The sequence below is a fragment of the Magnetovibrio sp. genome (assembly GCF_036568125.1).
Taxonomy (GTDB): domain Bacteria; phylum Pseudomonadota; class Alphaproteobacteria; order Rhodospirillales; family Magnetovibrionaceae; genus Magnetovibrio.
On the sequence record NZ_DATCTF010000013.1, the window covers coordinates 65,615 to 84,559 of the forward strand.

Sequence of the window (18,945 nt, forward strand, 5' to 3'; positions counted from 1 at the left end):
ACGACCATGATGTCCAGCGAACTGTTTCAACCGTTTCGCATGCGCGGGCTCGAACTTGCCAACCGCGTTGTCATCGCACCCATGTGCCAGTATTCGGCGACCGACGGCATCGTCGGCGATTGGCATCTGATGCACGTCGGTCAGTTCTCGGTGGGCGGCCACGGCCTGTTCATCGCCGAAGCCACGTCGGTCGAACCGCGTGGACGGATCTCGCTGTCGTGTCCGGGCATCTGGACCGACGAGCAGATGGCGGCGTGGAAACGCGTGGTCGACTTCACCAAGACCTGGGGCAATACCCCCATCGCCATCCAACTGGCCCATGCCGGGCGCAAGGGCTCCAGCCGCAAGCCGTGGCAAGGCGGCGCGCAAGCGCCTGAGGACGAAGGCGGCTGGCAGACCGTGGCGCCTTCGGCGGTGGCGTTCGACGCCGAGCGTCCCGCACCGCATGCGCTCACGGTTGCCGAGATCGATCAAATCAAACAGGACTTCGCCGCCGCCGCCCGGCGCGCCGACCAAGCCGGATTCGACGCGGTGGAAATCCACGCCGCGCACGGCTATTTGCTGCACCAATTCCTGTCGCCGTTGAGCAACCGGCGCGACGACGCCTATGGCGGCAGTTTGGAAAACCGCATGCGCTTGGCGTTGGAAATCTTCGATGTCGTGCGCGAAGCCTTTCCCAACGACAAACCCGTGGGCTTGCGCATTTCCGCCACCGATTGGGTCGAAGGCGGTTGGGATCTGGCCGACAGCATCGCCTTGGCCCAGGCTCTGGAAGACCGCAGCTGCGACTTCATCCACGTGTCCTCGGGTGGCTTGTCGCCGGAACAGGAAATCCCGCTTGGCCCCGGCTATCAGGTCGATATGTGCGCGGCAATCACCGAGGCTACCGAAATCGCCACCATCGCCGTGGGCATGATCAATGATGCGCTGCAGGCGGAAACCATCGTGCGGTCCGGTCAAGCCGACATGATCGCGCTGGCGCGCGGCATGCTCGACGACCCGCACTGGACTTGGCGCGCCGCCAAGGCGCTGAACGCCGAAGCGGCTTACCCGCGCCAATACGAACGCGCCCTGCCGCACTTTCAGACCATGGCCGCACCCAAAGATCCACCGCCGAAATAGCGGACACAAAAAAGCCCCGCTATTTTTAGCGGGGCTTTTTCTTGAGCGATGCGGATCAGATCGAGCTTTCGATCCATTCCTGCAACTTGTTCTTCGGCAAGGCGCCGATTTTCACCGCCGCAGGCTGGCCGTTTTTGAACATCATCAGCGTCGGGATTCCGCGCACGCCGTACTTGGACGGGGTCATCGGATTGTCGTCGATGTTGACTTTGGCGATGACGAGCTTGTCGCCCATTTCGCCGGCAATGGCTTCCAGTGCCGGGGCGATCTGCTTGCACGGGCCGCACCATTCTGCCCAGAAATCGACCAGTACCGGGGTGGCGGACTGGAGGACATCGGCGTCAAAGGTAGCGTCGGTAATCTCTTTCATGAGTTTAGATCCTGAAATCCATGATTTGAATGTAAGTTTGACACAAATCTAAGTGGGCGCGGGGAAGGCGTCAAGCCACCCCGAAACCCGGCGCAGATTATGGTCCGTAAGTCCTTAATATGTCGTCGTTCAATTCCATCACGTGGGGGCCGTCGGTCCACAGCAAAACGCAGCGCACCTGCTTGTCGGGGTAGATTCGAGCCAGAAGTTCACGGTATGTGGCCATCTGCGCCAGATATTGTTCCGGCACGCGGGCCGGATCGGTGGGCGCGGGGCGGTTGGTTTTGTAGTCGATCACCCACACCGCGTCGTCGCACACCAACAAGCGGTCCAGGCGGGCGGAAACCACCCGCGCGTTGATCACCCCCGACAGGCTGACCTCGGCCAGACTGTCGGGGCCGAACAGCGGCGCGAAGTCGGGATGGTCGAGCACATTGAGGGTTTCCGCGACGATGTCGGCCTGGGTTTCGGAATCCAGCCCATGAGCGGGCCGCGCCAGCCACTGTTCGGCGGCGGTGCGGCGTTTTTCGTGGGCCAGACTAGGCAAGGTTTCGAGCAGTTTGTGCACCAGCAGACCGCGTTTGAAGCGCGCGCCCTTGTCGCCGTCGAACGGGCCCAGCGCCGGCGGCGCTTCGGGTTCGGGCCGCGACGGGCTCAAGGGCTTAGGCGGGCTGTCTTCGCTGGGTGGCGGGCTGAGCGCCCAATCGGGTAGCGGGTGGTGGGGTTGCGCCATGGCCTGGACAGCGGCTTTTTTCGCGTCGACCTCTTGCGCGGTTTCGTATCGCCAAGCGGGCTCGCCGCTGGGGTGGGGGATTTCCGTGCCCAGCTCTTGCACCACCGGCTGGATCAGATCGTACCAGCAGCCGTCTGCGCGGCCGCGGCTGTCTTCGTATCCGGTGATGTACAGTCGGTCCTTGGCGCGGGTCATGGCGACGTACAGCAAGCGCCGGTATTCGCGCTCGCGCTCTTCGCGTTGGCGTTCGGATTGATCCTGAAACGCTTGGCATCGGGCATCCTTGTGCGGTGCCCACAGCATGCCCGGCGGGGTGGCGGCATCGCGACCGCCCAGCCATTGTACTCGTCCGTCGAGCCGCCCATCGGGGGTGGTGCAGGTGTCGGTCAGAAACACGATGTTGGCTTCCAGGCCCTTGGCGCCGTGCACCGTCATGACGCGGACCTGATTGCCCATCACCTCCATGTCGCGCTTGATTTGTTGTTGGGTGGCGGTGACCCAGTGCAAAAAGCCTTGCAGCGACGGGGTGTGGTTGCGCTCGAAATCTAGCGCCAGAGCGAGGAATTCGTCGATCGGGTCTTCGGCGTCGACGCCCAATCGCCGGGTCAGCGCCAAGCGTCCGCTGTCGCGCAGCAAGCCCGCATAAAATTCGTATGGCGGCATGAAATCGGCAGCGGCGAGCAGCTTGGCCAGCGCGTCGTGTGCGTGCGCGAAATGGGCATGGTCGTCCCGGCGGCGTTTCAGTTCCGCCCACAAGCTGGCTTTGCGGTCGTGGGCGAGGTCGAACAACTGCTGTTCGTCGAAGCCGATCAGCGGGCTTTTGAGCACTTCGGCCAAGGTCAGGTCGTCTTCGGGCAGCACCGCGAAACGACCGGCTGACAGCAAATCCATCACCGCGATTTGTTCGGTCAGCACCATGCGGTCGGCGCCGGCGACGGGAATGCCCCGGCTTTTGAGCTGGCGAACCATTTCTTCGGCAAAGCGCGCGCGGCGGCGCACCAAGATCAGCACGTCGCCCGCCGCGACGGGGCGGTTTTGCGAGGGCAGAATTTCCTGACCGTCAATCCAGCCCTTGACCGTGTCGGCGATGTCGCGGGCGAGGCGCATTTCCGCGCGTTCTTCGCTGACATAATCCAGCGGCGCGTCCCATGGGTCGGCGTCCGACTTGTCCAGCGGTTTGACGGTCGGCCACACTTCGACCAATCCGGCTTCGCCCAGGCGGTGGGAATCATGCGCCACCCGCTCGCCTGCGAAGGTCAAACCGTCGGCGGCCTGGGGATTGGCGAACACCCGGTCCACCACCCGCAGCACCGCGCGGGTGGTGCGGAACGAGGTGGTCAACGGCACCGAACTGAAACGTTCCCCGGCGCTTTGCACGCGGGCTTGGAAATGTTCTTTCATGCGGCCGAATTCGTGCGGATCCGCGCCTTGGAACGAATAGATCGATTGCTTTTCGTCGCCGACTGCAAACACCGTGCGGGGGTGGGGATGTTCGGTTTTCTGGATGTGGTCTTCGTGCGCGCCCAGGCCGGTGAAGAATTCCGCCGCAATGCGTCCGACGATGTCCCACTGGGCGGGGCTGGTGTCTTGGCTTTCATCGACCAAGATGTGATCGATGCCGCCGTCGAGCTTGAAGTGCACCCAGCTGACCCCGCCATCAGAGGCCAGCAATGCCCGTGCGGTGTCGATCAGATCATCGTAATCAAGGTGCGCGCGCACCTGCTTGAGGCGTTCGTACCCGTTCAACAAGGCGCTGCCGACGGTCAACAGATGCGCGGTCGCGTCCGCCGTGGCGCGGGCCTTGAGCTTTTCCAGCACGCCCATCACCCGGTCTTGTTCGGCGCGCAGAGTATCTTCGGCCGCCTCCGCGCCCTTGGTGGTGAGCTTTTTGCGCGCCTCGCCGGTGGTGGTGACGAACAGCGGCGCGTAGTCGCTTTCGAACCGCGCCGCGCGATCAGGGCTGTTGACGTAGGCCTTGATCTCGGCAGCCAGGGTTTGGCTGGTTTTCGCCCCGCGCGCCAAGGCTTCAGTGGCGCTCAACAAAGCCGCGCCGTCGAGCCGGGCGTCCGCATCGCGCACAATGGTGGCGGCATCGGTTTCGTGTTGGCCCAAACCGACCAACGCGGTCACGGCTGGGGCGATGCCGCCTTGGCGTTCAAAGTGTGTGAGCACGTCTTTGAGCCGTGCGCGGTTGCCCGCCAGATCTTGAATCAAGCTGGCGAAATCGTCTTCGGCGATCAGTTCGGCGATGGCCTCGACGGCGCGCGCCAATGCGGTGTCGGGGTTGTGCACGGTCTGCTCAAGCAGCCGTTCGCGGGCTTCCGACAGCAGCTCGGCGGTGGTGCGTTCGTCGATCACCGAAAAATGCGGCGCGACCCCGGCCTCGATGGGAAAGCGCGCGATGAGGCTTTCGCAGAACGAATGAATGGTGCGGATTTTCAACCCGCCCGGCACGTCGAGCACACGGGCGAACAGGCGGCGCGCGGTTTGCAGCATGGCGTCGTCGGGTTCGCGCTGGCTGAGCAGGCGGATGTCTTCGACCAGCGCTTTGTCGTCCATCACCGCCCAGTGGCCGAGCTGCGTGTTGATGCGTTCCGACATTTCCGCCGCCGCGGTTTTGGTGAAGGTCAGGCAGAGGATCTTTTCCGGCTGCGCGCCGTCCAACAGCAAGCGCGCGATGCGGTCCACCAGCACGCGGGTTTTGCCTGTGCCGGCGTTGGCCGACACCCACACCGAGCGATCGGGCTGCGCGGCGGCGTATTGACCGGCGGTGCGTTTAAAGCCGCTCATACCTCGCCTCCACCGTTGCCGTCGCCACCGGACCATTCCTTGACCCGGGCGAGATGGTCGAAATCGCCGAAGCGGCTTTCGAACATCGGGCGCGGGCGTGACAGGTACGGGGTATGTTCGTCGTCGTACTTGTGCACCAGCTTGACCAAGCCTTCATAAGCCTCTTGGGTTGCTTGTTCGGCGTCGAGATTGATGGGCTTGGTTTCACCCGCGACCCGTCCGCCCGACAGGCGCAGATAGAGCAGGCCCGCAATCGGGGCGTTGGAAATCAGTCCTTCAAACCCGCCGCTTTTGGCGATGGCGGCTTCCAACGGCAATTGCGGGGTCAGGCCGCTTTCGACTTGTTTGGTGGTCGGCGGCAAACCGGTTTTGTAATCGACGATCACCAAACCGCCCGCGCCGTCGCGATCGATGCGGTCGGCTTTGCAGGTCAGAGTGAAGGTGCCGTTGAGCCCGTCGACGTCCATGCGTCCGTCTTGTTCGATCAGCGCCGGGAAAATGCCGGCGTCGCGGCGGCGGCGTTCGAATGCGACGAACCACGCGGCGATGCGTTTGAAGCGCGGCCACCAGAACGCGCGCACGCTGGGACTGGCGATGTATTCATCGAACACTTGGCGGCCGATCTCGACCAATTCGGCCTCGGCGTTTTCCGGCCAGTCGTTCATGTGGCGCTGGATGAAGCGTTCCAGCGCGGTGTGCACGACGATGCCGCGATCCGCCGCGCCGGGGTCGGCTTCCAACGGGTCCAGCGGCTCGAGGCCCAGCACCCGGCGGGCATAGATGGCGTAAGGATCGCGGATCCAGGTTTCCACTTGAGTGACCGACAAACGGGTGGGACGTGCGGAGGTGGGCGGCGTTGGGCGGGGCGGGGAAATGGGTCCCGCGTCGGATGCGTCGGATATGTGCGGACGGGTCAGGGCATCGGCCCAATGCAGCCAGCTTTCGCCGTCGGGTTCGTTCAGCGCGATATGCTCACCGAGCAAGGTTTCCAGCCGCACCAGCCAGCGCGACGGCACCTGCGGGCTGCCGCCGCTGCGCCCCGATCGGGTCAGGTAGATTTGCGACGCGGCGAACGCCTGGACGAAATCGTGGGCGCTGAGACCGATGCGCCGTTCGGGCAATGGCAGGCCGAATTGACGCATCATCGGGCGGCTCATCCACGGGCTGGCTTCCGCTTCCGGCGGCCACACCCCTTCGTTAAGGCCGCCCAAAACCACCACGTCGGCATTTTGCAGGCGCGCTTCGAGCAAGCCCCAGATGGACAAACGCGGGTGCGCGGCATAGCGCGAGCGCACCGCGCGGCCCGCCATCAGGGCTTGGATCAGCGCCGGATAGTGCGCACCCGCGATCGGACCCAGCATGTCCAGTGCGTCGAAGGCCTCGGCGGCGAAGGCGCTGAGCGCTTCGCCCGCGTCTCCGGCCCACAAGCGCCGCTCGTTTTGCTCCGCCCCGCGTTCGCTCAAGGCCACGGCGGTATCGACGTGCAGCTTCAACAGCTGGGCGGCGTTGGCCTTCGGATTTTGCAAGGCGGCGGCGAACGGTTCGACGATCTCTTGCAGCACGGCGATCACGGTGCGGATGTCTTTTTGCGCTAGGCCGTGGCGGGTAAAGCGCTTGGCGGCGCGGGTGTCGTGCACGAACACCCGGTGTTGGTCTTCAAGGCCGCTCAAACCCTGGCCGGGGCGCGGTCCGCGCAACAGGGCGATTTCCAACGCCCGCACTGCGGCGCGCATCTGCGCGGGTTCGAACCCGCCTGCGGCCAACGGGTGCTTGAGGCACGCCAGCAGATGCACTGGTTGAAATCCGCCCGCCGCCATTTCAGCGAGCAAATGAAAGAACGTCCCCGGTGGGGTCTGGTCCAACGGCGTGCCGGCGGAATCGTCGACCTCCAACCCCCAGCGGCCCAACTCGACCGCGACGCGGCGGGCCAAGGCCCGGTCAGGGGTGATCAGGGCTGCGGTCTTGTGCGGGGTTTGCAAGGTGCGGCGCAAGATCAAGGCGATGGCGCTGGCTTCTTCGCGCGGGGTCGGGGCGTCCAGACGCACCACGCCCGCCAACGCGTCGGGCGGCGGCGGACCATCCGCGCGCCACAGATGGGTCGCTTCGGCGGGGACCATGGCGCGGGTGATGACCGCAGCGCGTGCCGCGTGCGTATCTTGGGTGTCGGTCCAATTGCCGACATCCGTGCGCGCCACGCCGATTTTGTCGAGCAGCTGGGCCATGCCGTATTGCGGATGAGTGGGGTCAAAATTGGCCCATACCTCGTCCGGCGCACCGCGTTCCAGTCCCGGCAACACCAATGCGCCGTGGGGCAGGCGCGCGACCACGTCCAAAAGCTCTGCGGTGGCGGGGATGGTGCCGGTGGACCCCGCCGCGATGACCGGCGTTTGCGGCGGGGTGTCGCGCCACGCTTGGGTGCGTGCGCGCATCAGGGCGTTGCGACGCTGAGCGGGGTCGAGCAAGCCTTGCTCATCGAGCACTTGAGGCCAAACCGCGCCGATAATATCCAAAAAATCGACGGTTTTTTGCCAGTGTTCGGATAGATCATTTCGGACCACCAGTTCCTTCAAGCGCGTCAGGTCGAGACCTTCGGTGTGCACCTGATCGACCAGACCGGCCAATTCACCGGCCAGCCGCACCGCTTGATCGGGCGTGGTGTCGGCGTCCTTGGCCATGACCAATCGCGCCAGCAGCGCGATGCGCTTGGCCCCGCCGATGGCGGGCGGCAGATCCAGCGCTTCGAGCAATCCGGCGCTTTCGCCGACGCTACCCAGCGCCAATTCGTCTTCATCGACATCGCCGAGCGGCGTCATCACCGGCAGCAACATCGGCGCGCCGTCACTGAGCCGCAAAAACGCTTCGCGCAGCGACCGACAGGCACGCCGGGTCGGCAGCAGGACGCGCACCTGGGCAAGTTTTTGCGGCGCGTCGCCGACCCGCGCCAGAATGCCTTTGGCCAGTTCGTCGACGAACGGCCTGGTTGGTGCGATGGTGTAGACCTTCGCCATGCTCATTGGCCAAGTCCGTGTTCGATCAGCCACGCTTCGGTGGCGTCGCGGGCCTCCGGCGTGCCGACGTGAAACCACGCGCCGTCATGCACCAGTCCATAAAGCCGTCCGGCGGCCAAGGCGCGGTCGTAGAGTACGTTAAGCGAATAGGCCCCGCCAGGCGTATCGGTAAACAAACGTGGATGCAGCAATTGTACGCCGGTAAACACATAAGCCTTGTTTGCGGGATCGTCCGTGCGGCGCGTCAATTGACCATTGCTGGCTATGGTAAAATCGCCGGGGCCGTCGTAACTCATCGCCTGGGCCGGATCATGCAGCAGCAAAACCCCGTCCATGGTATCGTCATCCCACATGTCGGCGAGGCGTGTCAGCGCGTTTTGCTGGCCGTCCAGCCACAAACCGTCGCTGTTGCAGGCGAAAAAGGGTTCTGTTCCAAGCTCAGCCAGCGCCCGTTCTATGCCGCCGCCGGTTTCCAAGATCGGATCTTCGGGGCTGAACGATATTGTTGGCGCGGTGCGGTCTTTCAGATGCGCTTGGATTTGTTCGCCCAGGTAATGCAGGTTGACCACCGCACGGCTGACGCCCGCGTCAGCGATGCGCGTCAAGGCCCAGTCGATCAGCGTTTGTCCGGCGACCTCGATCATCGGTTTGGGCCGATGGTCGGTGAGCGGGCGCATGCGCAAACCCAAGCCGGCGGCGAGAACCATAGCGGACTTTGGTCTCATGCAATGGGCTCCGGCGCCTGGCGCTTGTCGATGGGGATGTGCTCATCCATCCAGGCTTTCAGATCACCCAAAGCGGGGTGTTCCAAGGCCTGTTCCAGCAATCGCCATACCCGCGCGATATGCTTGAGGTACACCGGCTTGGCGTCGCGGCGGTCCAGGCGGGTGAAGATGCCGATGACCTTGGCATGTCGTTGGGCGGCGAGAATGGCGTAAGCGCGTGCAAAGTCGTCCCACGCGGGGCCGGACAGGTTCAAGGCGTCGCGGTAGCGCTCCAACATATCGGCTTGCAGGCGCGCCGATATGTCGCGCCGCGCATCTTGCAGCAGGCTCATCAAGTCATATGCGGGATGACCACCGAGCGCGTCTTGGAAATCCAGCAATCCGCACGCCTTGATGCTGTCGCGGCCGTCCAGGCGCATCAGGTTGTCGACGTGATAATCGCGCAAAACCAAAGTGCGCGGGCCGTCATGAACATGGGCGAACAACCCGAACCAGATGCGCTCAAAATCGGCGCGGGTGGCGGTGGAAACCCCCAGGCCCTGGGCGGGCATGAACCAATCCAACAGCAGCGCCGCTTCGTCGCGCAGGCGCGCGTCATCGTACGGCGGCAGCCAGTCGGGGGTGGTGCTGGACATATCCAACGCATGCAATGCAATCAGCGTGTCGGTGGCGAGGGTGTACAACGCGCGCTCATCGGCGCCGCGCGCCAGCAGTTTGGTGAAGGTGGCGTCACCGAAGTCCTCCAACAGCAAAAAGCCGTTGGTTTCGTCTTCGGCGAGAATTTCCGGGGCGCTGAAATCCAGTATGCGCAGGTGTTTGTCGACCAACACAAAAGGACGCACGTCTTCGTGGCTGGGCGGGGCATCCATGACCAGGGCTGTTTTGCCGTTATCGAACAAGCGGATGTAGCGACGGAACGAGGCGTCGGCGGCAAGCGGGTGGCGTTCGGCGTCTTGCCATCCGGCGCTGCGCAGAAAAGCCGTCAAAAGTTGGGTGCGGGTGCCTTCAGTCATGTACATAAGCTTTCAAACGGTCCGCCCATGCGGCGTTGTGTGCGATCAATTCCGCTTGGCGGTGATTTTTGCCTTTGCCGACGGTGAGACGGATTTCCAGGCGTTCACGGGGGATGTAAGGCCCCATGCGCTCGGCCCATTCGATCAAGGATACCGCGTTGTCGAGCGCCTCTTCGATGCCCAGTTCGAACACTTCTTCGGGGTGCTCCAAGCGATACAAGTCGAAATGCCAGATGTCGAAACGTTCCCCCTCGTAGGTTTGAACCAGGGTAAAGGTGGGGCTTGGAACGTCTTCGTCCGGTTCGGTGAGGGCGCGGATGAATGCGCGCGCGAACGCGGTTTTTCCAGCACCCAAATCGCCGCTCAACGCGATCACGTCGCCGGGTTCGGCGAGTTGCGCCAAATCGTGCGCCAGCGCATTCGTGGCTTTCAGCCCGGCCAGTTCGATGATCGCGGTTTGGTTGACGGTGCTCATGGGCCTTATCTTACGTCTTCGGGGGCTCACGGGGGACTTTTTCGCTCAAAACCTGATGTGAACCTGATATAAACCCAATAGGATTCGCAATACCAGTTTAATGCTCAAACACCGAGAGACGCTATGGCCAACGCACCGATCACCACCGACGTCGCCATCATTGGCGCAGGCCCCGTGGGTCTTTTCGCCGTATTTCAATGCGGCATGCTGAAGCTCAGCTGCCACGTCATCGACGCGTTGGACGATGTGGGCGGGCAATTGACGGCGCTTTATCCGGAAAAACCCATCTACGACATCCCCGGCCATCCGGAAATTCTCGCCGGCAACCTGATCTCCATGCTCGAAGCCCAGGCCGCGCCGTTCAAGCCGGTCTATCACCTGTCCCAACAAGTCATCGGCGTGGATGAACTGGACGATGGCCGCTTGCTGCTGAGCACCACCAAAGGCGTACAGATCGATGCCGGCGCGGTGATCATCGCCGCCGGTGTCGGCGCGTTCGGGCCCAACCGCCCGCCGCTCGACGGCATTAAGGATTTCGAGGGCATGGGCCCCGGCCGCGGTGTGAACTACATGGTCAAGCGCCGCGAGGATTTTCGCGGCAAGAAGGTGGTGATCGCCGGCGGCGGCGATTCGGCCGTCGACTGGGCGGTATCGCTGTCGGACGTCGCCGAAAGCATCAAGGTGGTGCACCGTCGGCCGAAATTCCGCGCGGCGCCGGATATGGTCGCACGCATGGAGGAGCTGACCAAGACCGGCAACGTCGAGTTGGTGGTACCCTACCAACTGGCGGGGTTGGACGGCGGGGCGGACGGTCTGACGGCGGTGACGGTCGCCGATCTCGATGGCAATGCACGTACGCTGGACGCCGACGTTCTGTTGCCCTTTTTCGGTCTGTCGCAAAACATCGGCCCGATTGCCGATTGGGGCTTGGGCATCGAGCACAACCACATTACCGTCGATCCGTCGGATATGAGCGCCGGGCGCTCGGGCATATTCGGCGCGGGCGACATCATCACCTATCCCGGCAAGCTGAAGCTGATCTTGATGGGCTTTTCCGAAGCCGCGCTGGCGGCGCACAGTGCGCGCGATTACGTGCACCCGGACGAGGCCTATCATTTCGAACACTCCACCTCTGCCGGCGTGCCGGGGGCGGCACACTAAGCATCGAGGGCGAATATGAGCAGTCGGGCCCGTTTGAGCGTCATTGCGACGCTGACCTTGACCCTGACCATGAGCACCATGGTCGGCGCGCAAGGCCCCGCGCCCGCTGGACTTGACGCTCAAGTCAAAGACGCCTTGCAGATGTGTTTCCAATGTCACGGTGCAGGCGGGGTGAGCACAGTCCCCACCCGACCGACCATTGCCGGGCAAAAAAGCGAATACATCCGCCGTCAATTGGTGGCCTTTAAAACCTCCGCGCGCGAGGCCGCCCAAGCGCCGAAAGACCGGGACGGGGACGCGGACAATGGACCAAACGCCGCCGTCGCCTCGCATCGCAACGATCCGGTGATGGAACATATGGCGGCCGATTTGCCCGACCAGCTCATCGCGCCGTTGGCCCAAGCCATGTCCGGACTGGCCTGCGACGGGGGTGCGGCAAAAGTGGCGCGTAAAAACCCGTTGCCCCGCCCGCCTGCCGCGGAGGCGTGCGTGGTGTGTCACGGCGCGGATGGAATCGGGCTGCAAAGCCAAGTGCCCAATCTCGCCGGACAGAATCGGGCGTATTTGCGCCGCCAGTTGCTGTTGATTCGCGAAACCGCCTGGGGCGCGCAGCCGCGCGAAGGCGAGGCGTGGCGCAGTCACCCGATCATGGAAGCCAAAGTCGCGCGTCTGCAAATCCCCGATATCGACGCCATTGCGCGCTATTTTGCGTCCCTGGATTGTCGCGGTACGAAAGCCGATTCCACAAATTAACCCGCGTGCCGATCCAGGCGCGCAGAGGGGGCAGAGCATGAAGATCGCCATCGTTACGTTGGAAGCTTTCAACGAGCTCGATAGCTTTGTGGCATCCGCAATCCTGAATCGGGTGCCGCGCAATGATTGGAGCGTGCAAATTTGCTGTCCAACCGACAGCGTGACCTCGATGAACGGGGTGCGCATTTCGGCCCAGCAACCGATTGAATATGCCAACGATGCCGATGTGGTCCTGTTCGGGAGCGGGATGAAGACGGCCGAATACGCCACTGACCGCGCATTTTTGGCGCGCTTTGCCCTAGATAAATCCCGCCAACTGATCGGCGCTCAGTGTTCCGGAGCATTGTTTCTGCATCGCCTGGGGCTCGGCACAGGCACCCTGTCCACGGATACGATGACCGCTCCTCATTTATCGAAAGAGGGCGTGATCATCAGCGATCGGCCTCTTCATGTTCAGGGGAACATCGCATCGGCGGGGGGCTGCTTGGCATCGCATTATTTGGCCGCCTGGGTGATCGCCATGAAAACCGATTGGCAAACCGCGGCCGAGATTATTCATTATGTCGCGCCGGTCGGGCAAAAGGACGATTTTGTAAGCCGTGCCCACGCCGTGGTGGTGCCGATGCTGCCATGAGCAGCCATGGGGCCGATCATTCGGTGCGGTCGACGAAACCCGAAAACAGATCCGGCTGACGCAGGCTGTCTTCATCGGATTCGGCCGGTAAGTGGCACGATACCGTGGTGCCGCGACCGGGACGGTTGGTCAGTTCGACCTCGCCGTTGTGCAATTCGATAAAGCGCGCGATCAGCGCCAGCCCTGGCGGCACCTTGTCTTCCTTTAGGCCCGTGCCGCCGTCGGTGACACGGAACACCACGTCACCGCCTTCGCGGCGTGCGGTCATCAGAACTTGCCCGCCCGGTGGGGTGTTGGACACCGCGCTCGACAGCAGCGTGAACAGTACCTGCTTGAGCCGCTTGCCGTCGGCGACCACCCAGCCGATGTCGGCGGGGCTGTCGAATTCGATGTCGACGTCTTTGCGTTTGGCGCGTTCGCGGACCAAGTTCATGGCGGTGACCAGCAGGCGGTTCACGTCCACCGTGTCCAGTTCCAAGGTCATCAGGCCGGCTTCCACCGAAGCCAGATCGAGCATGTTGTCGATGATGCCGAGCAGTTCTTCGGCGCTTTCCAAAATGCCGCGGCTGTATTCGGACTGGCGGCTGTTGAGGTCGCCGAAATAGCTGTCGGTGAGGATCGATGCAAAGCCGACGATGGCGTTCAAGGGCGTGCGGATTTCATGACTGACACCGGCCATGAATTCGGATTTCAGGACGTTGGCCTCGGCCATCGCGTGGGCCCGTTCCAGCAGGGCGTTTTCGACCCGCGCGCTGTCGGTGACGTCGAGATAGCTGAGCAGCACCGCGCCGTCGGGCAGCGGCACCTTGGCGTATTCGAGCACCCCGCCGTTGGTCAGGCGCACCCGGCCGCGATCAGAGTCGCGGTTCATCAGCTTGGCCGCCAAATGAATGGTGTCGAACTCGCCGTCGCCGTCATCGTCGCGCTGGATCAAAGTGGTGATGTGTTTGATGAAGCCACTCATGCGCAAAGGCGCGCCATCGGTCTTGGACGGCAGCGACCAGATGCGTTCGAACGACGGGTTCATCAGCTTGGCTTGGCCGTCGGCGCCGAACACCGCCACGCCTTCGTAAAGGTTGTCGAGCGTTTCACGCTGCACGGCGGACAGGGTTTTGTAACTGCGTTCCAAATCCAGATGGTCGGTGACGTCTTCGTAGGCGAACACCAATCCGCCCAAGGGATGCGGTGCGGCGACCGAGCGCAACGTGGTGCCGTCGGGCAGATGCATCATGGTTTCCTCAGGCCCTTCCAGGCGGCCGAACAGGCCGGTTTGTTCGGCCTTGAAAGCCCGGAAGTCGGCGACTTCGGGCAGACGGCGCTGTTCGCGCAGGCGTTCCAAAACGTCGGTATAGCTGGGTTCGTCCTCCAGCCACGATGGGTTCAGGTCCCACAATTGGGCGAACGCGGAATTGAAGAAGCTGAGCTTTTGTTCGCCGTTGTAGATCGCAATGGCGGTGGCGAGGGTTTCGAGAACTTGATTTTGCGCTTGGATATGGCGGGTGAAGGAACTTTCGGTTTCTTCCGCGTGGGTCATGTCCTGGGCGATGCCAAGCGTGCCGCCGCCGGGCAACGGCGCTTCAGTGATGTCGAGCAAATGGGTCTTGCCGTCTTCCAGCGTCACCAAGTGGCGTTCCTTGACGGCTTTCTTGTCGCCTTGGGCGCGTTCGGCCATGGTGCGTGCGGCTTCCAGGGCGCCCAGCACCCGCGCGGCGTTGTTGACCGCCTGCACCCCCAGCTTGCCGCCGCGCAGCCATGCGGGCAAGGGCATGGCTTCGATGATTTCTCGCGCGCTGATATTGGCGCCCTCGGCTGGCGGGGCGAGGTCGGAAACGTCGCGCATCCACAACACGTCGGCCAGCGACTGATCGCTTTCTCCGCCGCTGACGCCACCGCTGCCCGCGCGTACCCCGACCACCAGTAAGCGCCGCGCGCCGTCCTTGGTGGTGACCACGCATTCGAACGGCGCTCCTTCGCTACGCAGCTTGTGGGTCGCGCCCATCAACACCGCGGCGTCGTCGCCGGTGAAGCATTCCATCACCGAACGAAAGGTCGATCGCACCCCGTCACGCAAGCCCAACAGCACGGCTAGGCGGCGCGAGCACGCTTCGGAATTGTTAGCCACCACCCACAAAAACAAGCCGTCCGGCGCGGTGGCGAGGATTTCGTGGCTGATTTCGGCATCCGACAACAGTCGCTCGTGGGCGCTTTGCAGTTGGGTGAGCTGTTTGCGTTGGCGCAGCGCAAACACCACCAAAATCAGCGCGGCAACGGCCATCACCAGCGCCAAAAGCGGCGAAGCGTTGTTGAGATGCTCGGTAAACGTGAAACCGCCCATAACCTGTCAGATATGCCCCTTGGATGGCCTCGGATGTCCCCGCAGGGTCATTTTCCGGAATTTCTCTTGAATTCCAGGACGATGACCCGCCTTGGGGGGATGTTATGCCCGCACTGCTGTTAGAGCAACAAAAAGGCGGGTTCTGTGCGCAAACAAAAAAGGCCGCCCGAAGGCGGCCTTTGATGAAACGGTCGAAATCGCTTAGTAGCGATAGGTGTCGGGCTTGAACGGGCCTTCGACCTCGACGCCGATGTAGGCGGCCTGCTCGGGACGCAGCGTGGTCAGCGTGGCGCCGAGCTTGTCGAGGTGCAAGCGGGCGACCTTTTCGTCCAAGTGCTTGGGCAGAACGTAGACTTGGTTCTTGTATTTGCCGTCGGCGTTGTTCTTGAACAATTCGATCTGCGCCAACACCTGGTTGGTGAAGGATGCCGACATCACGAAGCTCGGGTGGCCGGTGGCACAGCCCAAGTTCACCAAGCGGCCCTGGGCCAACAAGATGATGCGGTTGCCATCGGGGAATTCGATTTCGTCGACCTGCGGCTTGATGTTGGTCCACTTGAAGTTCTTCAAGCCGGAAACCTGGATCTCGTTGTCGAAGTGACCAATGTTGCACACGATGGCGCGATCTTTCATGCCGCGCATGTGATCGACGGTGAGGATGTCCTTGTTGCCGGTGGTGGTGACATAGATGTCGCCTTCGGGCAAGGCTTGCTCGACGGTGACGACCTCGAAGCCTTCCATGCATGCCTGCAGCGCGCAGATCGGATCGACTTCAGTGACCAGCACGCGGCACCCGGAAGAACGCAGAGATTCAGCAGAACCCTTGCCGACATCGCCGTAACCGCAGACCACGGCGACCTTGCCCGCCATCATCACGTCGGTGGCGCGGCGGATGCTGTCGACCAGGCTTTCGCGGCAGCCGTACTTGTTGTCGAACTTCGACTTGGTCACGGAATCGTTGACGTTGATGGCAGGGAACATCAGCGTGCCTTTTTTCGCCATCTCATACAGGCGATGCACGCCGGTGGTGGTTTCTTCCGTCACACCCATGATGTCGGCAGCGGCCTTGGTGTACCATTGCGGGTCCTTGGCGATGTGGGCCTTGATCGCGGCGAACAGGACTTCTTCTTCTTCGGTGCCGGGGTTGTCGAGCACGGAGATGTCTTTTTCCGCGTCTTTGCCCAGGTGCAGCAGCAACGTGGCGTCGCCGCCGTCGTCCAAGATCATATTCGGCGCGCCGCCGTCATGCCAGGTGAACAGACGGTGGGTGAAATCCCAGTACTCTTCCAGGGTTTCGCCCTTGTGCGCGAACACCGGGGTGCCGTTGTCGGCGATCGCCGCGGCGGCGTGGTCTTGGGTGGAGAAAATGTTGCAAGATACCCAGCGCACTTCCGCGCCCAACGCTTCCAGGGTTTCGATCAGAACGGCGGTCTGGATGGTCATGTGCAAAGAACCGGCGATGCGCGCGCCCTTCAGCGGCTGCTCGTCTTTGTACTCATCGCGGATGGACATCAAACCGGGCATTTCGGTGTTGGAAAGGTCGATATCCTTGTGGCCCCACTCGGCAAGGCTGATATCGGCAACTTGATAGTCTTTGGTGTTCGGGGCGTCGCTCATGGACGAGTCTCCTGGACGTGAATTCGGTGAGATTCTTGCGAATGTCGTGACAGGGGGTTTACCAGCCCTGAAACCCAAGGGCAAGCAAGGAAATGTCCCGGTTTTGGGAGCGGAGATTGTCTCCCCATCCGGATGGATTAGACCAGGGTGTTGAAATCGTCCAACAGCATGGCGATACGGCCCGAGTCCGTTTGGCCCATGATGATGGTGGCGCGGTTTTGCGCGGCGGCGAGGTCGATTTCGCGCACCCGTTGTTTGACCGGACCCAAGGCGTGCGCGCTCATCGACAGTTCGCGGATGCCCAGCCCCATCAAAAGTGCTGTAAAGCGCGGATCGCCGGCCATTTCGCCGCACACCGAAATGGGAATGCGTGCGCGCAACGCGGCTTCGGCGGTGAATTGGATCAGGCGCAGGACCGAAGGATGCAGCGGGTTGTAGAGCGCCGCCACCTGTTCGTCGGTGCGGTCCACGGCCATGGTGTACATGGTCAGATCGTTGGAGCCGATGGCGAAAAAGTCCGACACCGCGGCCAGCGCATCGGCAGTCAGCGCGGCGCTCGGCACCTCGATCATCACCCCCACGGGGGGCAGGGGATCGGCGATTTTGACCTTTTTGCGCCTCAGCTTGGTGGCCAGTTTTTTGAGAATGTCGCGGGTTTTGCGCACCTCTTGCTGGGTCGAGACCATCGGCAGCAAGATGCGCACCGGGCCGTGCACGCCCGCGCGCAAGATGGCCGAGAGCTGACTTTCCAGAAGTTCCGGTTTTTTTAACGACAGCCGGATGCCGCGCAAACCCAGCGCGCTTTGGGCGCTGTCGCCGATGTCTTCGGTCATCGACTGGGCCAGCTTTTCGCCGCCGATGTCGAGCGTGCGCACCGTCACGGTGCGTCCGTCCATGGCTTTGACGATGTCGCGCAGCGCCTTGTATTGCTCTTCTTCGCCGGGGATGTCGTCGCGGTTCATGAACATGAATTCCGAACGCAGCAAGCCGATACTCGATGCGCCGGAATCCAAAACCCCGGGCATCTCGATGGGCAGTTCGACGTTGCAGCCGAGCGAGATTTCGGTGCCGTCGCGGGTGACGGACGGCTGACGGCGCAATCGCGCGAGGCGGCCCAGGCGGCGGCGGTGTCCGACCTGCTTGGCTTCGAACGCGGCCAACGTCGCGGGCTTGGGGTTGATGACGATGCGCCCTTGGTCGCCGTCGATGACCACGTGGTCGCCCGATTTGACCGCGCCCAGCAGTCCCGGCGCACCCAGCACGGCGGGCAGGCCCAAGGCGCGGGCCATGATCGCGGTGTGGCCTTGCGCGCCGCCCAGGACGGTGGCGAAGCCGGAAACCTTTTTGGGGTTGAGCTGGGCGGTGTCGGCGGGGGTCATTTCCTCGGAAATGATGATCGAGCCCTTGGGCACCGTGTTTAGCGGCTTGACGTGGGATTTGGTCAGCGCGCGGATCAGGCGGTTGGCGACCTCGCGGATGTCGTCCATACGCGCGGCAATGTAGCTGTCGTCGAGCGATGCGAAGCCCGCGGTGATGTCGTTGATTTCCGCCTGCACGGCGGCTTCGGCGTTGATTTTGTCTTCGCGGATACGCCGGTACGCGCCGCGCACCAGACGCGAATCGCCGAGCATCTGCTCGTAGGCTTCAAGTAGGAAACCCATTTCTTCCGCGGCGGCGGCGGGCATCGAGGCCGCCTTGGCCTTCAGGCGGCCGATTTGACGTTGCGCGGTTTTTAAGGCGTCGTCGAGGCGTACGCATTCCTCGTCGATACGGGCGCCACGGACCGGGTATTCGGGCACCGCAATGGCGCCGCTTTCGCGCACATGCACGATACCGATGGCGATACCGGTGGAAACGCCCAAGCCTTTGATGACGATTTCGCGCGACGCCGGGCTCATGGCCTTAACATTCCTCGCCGAACTTGTCGTCGATCAACGCTTCAATGGCATCCATGGCGGCAGTGGCGTCCGCACCGGTGATAGCCACCAAAATGTCGGATCCGATGCCCGCGGCCAGCATCATCAAGCCCATGATCGAACTGCCCGACACCGTTTGACCGTCTTTGGTCACGGAGATGTCGGCGTCGAATTCGCCCGCCAATTTGACGAACTTGGCGGCGGCGCGGGCATGCAGGCCGCGCTGGTTGCGGATTTCCAAGGTGCGCTCAAGGGCGGTGGCGGATGAAGATGCGGTGGTCAAAACAAAGGCC

General features: G+C 62.8%; 14 protein-coding genes. 4 read left to right on the forward strand and 10 right to left on the reverse strand.

The window, feature by feature from the left end; all coding sequences use genetic code 11:
- Positions 1-6: 6 nt before the first annotated feature.
- Positions 7-1,122, forward strand: coding sequence for an NADH:flavin oxidoreductase/NADH oxidase (locus VIN96_RS10945; protein WP_331896169.1), 1,116 nt, complete (start codon positions 7-9; stop codon positions 1,120-1,122).
- Between the two features lie 55 nt (positions 1,123-1,177).
- Here the strand turns inward: VIN96_RS10945 and trxA are convergent, their stop codons facing one another.
- From trxA to tsaE, 6 genes are all read right to left on the reverse strand, one after another.
- On the reverse strand, positions 1,178-1,492 hold the full coding sequence (gene trxA, locus VIN96_RS10950) for a thioredoxin (RefSeq protein WP_331896171.1): 315 nt from the start codon (positions 1,490-1,492) through the stop codon (positions 1,178-1,180).
- 97 nt (positions 1,493-1,589) lie between these two features.
- Positions 1,590-5,015: a double-strand break repair helicase AddA gene (gene addA, locus VIN96_RS10955; RefSeq protein ID WP_331896173.1), complete on the reverse strand. Its 3,426-nt coding sequence runs from the start codon at positions 5,013-5,015 to the stop codon at positions 1,590-1,592.
- A complete protein-coding gene (gene addB, locus VIN96_RS10960) occupies positions 5,012-8,029 on the reverse strand; it encodes a double-strand break repair protein AddB (protein WP_331896175.1) in 3,018 nt (1,005 codons plus the stop codon). Before addB ends, addA begins: the two co-directional genes overlap by 4 nt.
- Positions 8,026-8,748, reverse strand: a complete 723-nt coding sequence (locus VIN96_RS10965) for a nucleotidyltransferase family protein (protein WP_331896176.1) — start codon at positions 8,746-8,748, stop codon at positions 8,026-8,028. Before VIN96_RS10965 ends, addB begins: the two co-directional genes overlap by 4 nt.
- A complete protein-coding gene (locus VIN96_RS10970) occupies positions 8,745-9,761 on the reverse strand; it encodes an aminoglycoside phosphotransferase family protein (protein ID WP_331896178.1) in 1,017 nt (338 codons plus the stop codon). Before VIN96_RS10970 ends, VIN96_RS10965 begins: the two co-directional genes overlap by 4 nt.
- Positions 9,754-10,236 (reverse strand): tRNA (adenosine(37)-N6)-threonylcarbamoyltransferase complex ATPase subunit type 1 TsaE, encoded by a 483-nt coding sequence (gene tsaE, locus VIN96_RS10975; RefSeq protein ID WP_331896179.1) that lies wholly within the window; start codon positions 10,234-10,236, stop codon positions 9,754-9,756. Before tsaE ends, VIN96_RS10970 begins: the two co-directional genes overlap by 8 nt.
- Positions 10,237-10,359: 123 nt before the next feature.
- Between tsaE and VIN96_RS10980 the strand changes: the two genes are divergently transcribed.
- The 3 genes from VIN96_RS10980 to VIN96_RS10990 are packed head-to-tail and all read left to right on the forward strand — an operon-like array spanning position 10,360 to position 12,784.
- Complete coding sequence (locus tag VIN96_RS10980; RefSeq protein ID WP_331896181.1) at positions 10,360-11,397, forward strand: NAD(P)/FAD-dependent oxidoreductase; 1,038 nt, start codon at positions 10,360-10,362, stop codon at positions 11,395-11,397.
- Positions 11,398-11,412: 15 nt separating this feature from the next.
- Positions 11,413-12,150, forward strand: a complete 738-nt coding sequence (locus VIN96_RS10985) for a c-type cytochrome (RefSeq protein ID WP_331896183.1) — start codon at positions 11,413-11,415, stop codon at positions 12,148-12,150.
- Between the two features lie 37 nt (positions 12,151-12,187).
- The gene (locus VIN96_RS10990; RefSeq protein WP_331896184.1) at positions 12,188-12,784 is read left to right on the forward strand and encodes a DJ-1/PfpI family protein; all 597 of its coding nucleotides are present in this window, start codon (positions 12,188-12,190) and stop codon (positions 12,782-12,784) included.
- 16 nt (positions 12,785-12,800) lie between these two features.
- Here the strand turns inward: VIN96_RS10990 and VIN96_RS10995 are convergent, their stop codons facing one another.
- The 4 genes from VIN96_RS10995 to VIN96_RS11010 form a co-directional block, all read right to left on the reverse strand.
- A complete protein-coding gene (locus VIN96_RS10995; protein WP_331896186.1) occupies positions 12,801-15,119 on the reverse strand; it encodes a sensor histidine kinase in 2,319 nt (772 codons plus the stop codon).
- Between the two features lie 201 nt (positions 15,120-15,320).
- A complete protein-coding gene (ahcY, locus tag VIN96_RS11000) occupies positions 15,321-16,736 on the reverse strand; it encodes an adenosylhomocysteinase (protein ID WP_331896188.1) in 1,416 nt (471 codons plus the stop codon).
- A gap of 137 nt (positions 16,737-16,873) precedes the next feature.
- Positions 16,874-18,634 carry a phosphoenolpyruvate--protein phosphotransferase gene (ptsP, locus tag VIN96_RS11005; protein WP_331896189.1) on the reverse strand — a complete coding sequence of 587 codons (1,761 nt, stop codon included), beginning with the start codon at positions 18,632-18,634 and terminating at the stop codon, positions 16,874-16,876.
- Between the two features lie 4 nt (positions 18,635-18,638).
- Positions 18,639-18,935 (reverse strand): HPr family phosphocarrier protein, encoded by a 297-nt coding sequence (locus tag VIN96_RS11010; RefSeq protein WP_331896190.1) that lies wholly within the window; start codon positions 18,933-18,935, stop codon positions 18,639-18,641.
- Positions 18,936-18,945 lie beyond the last annotated feature (10 nt).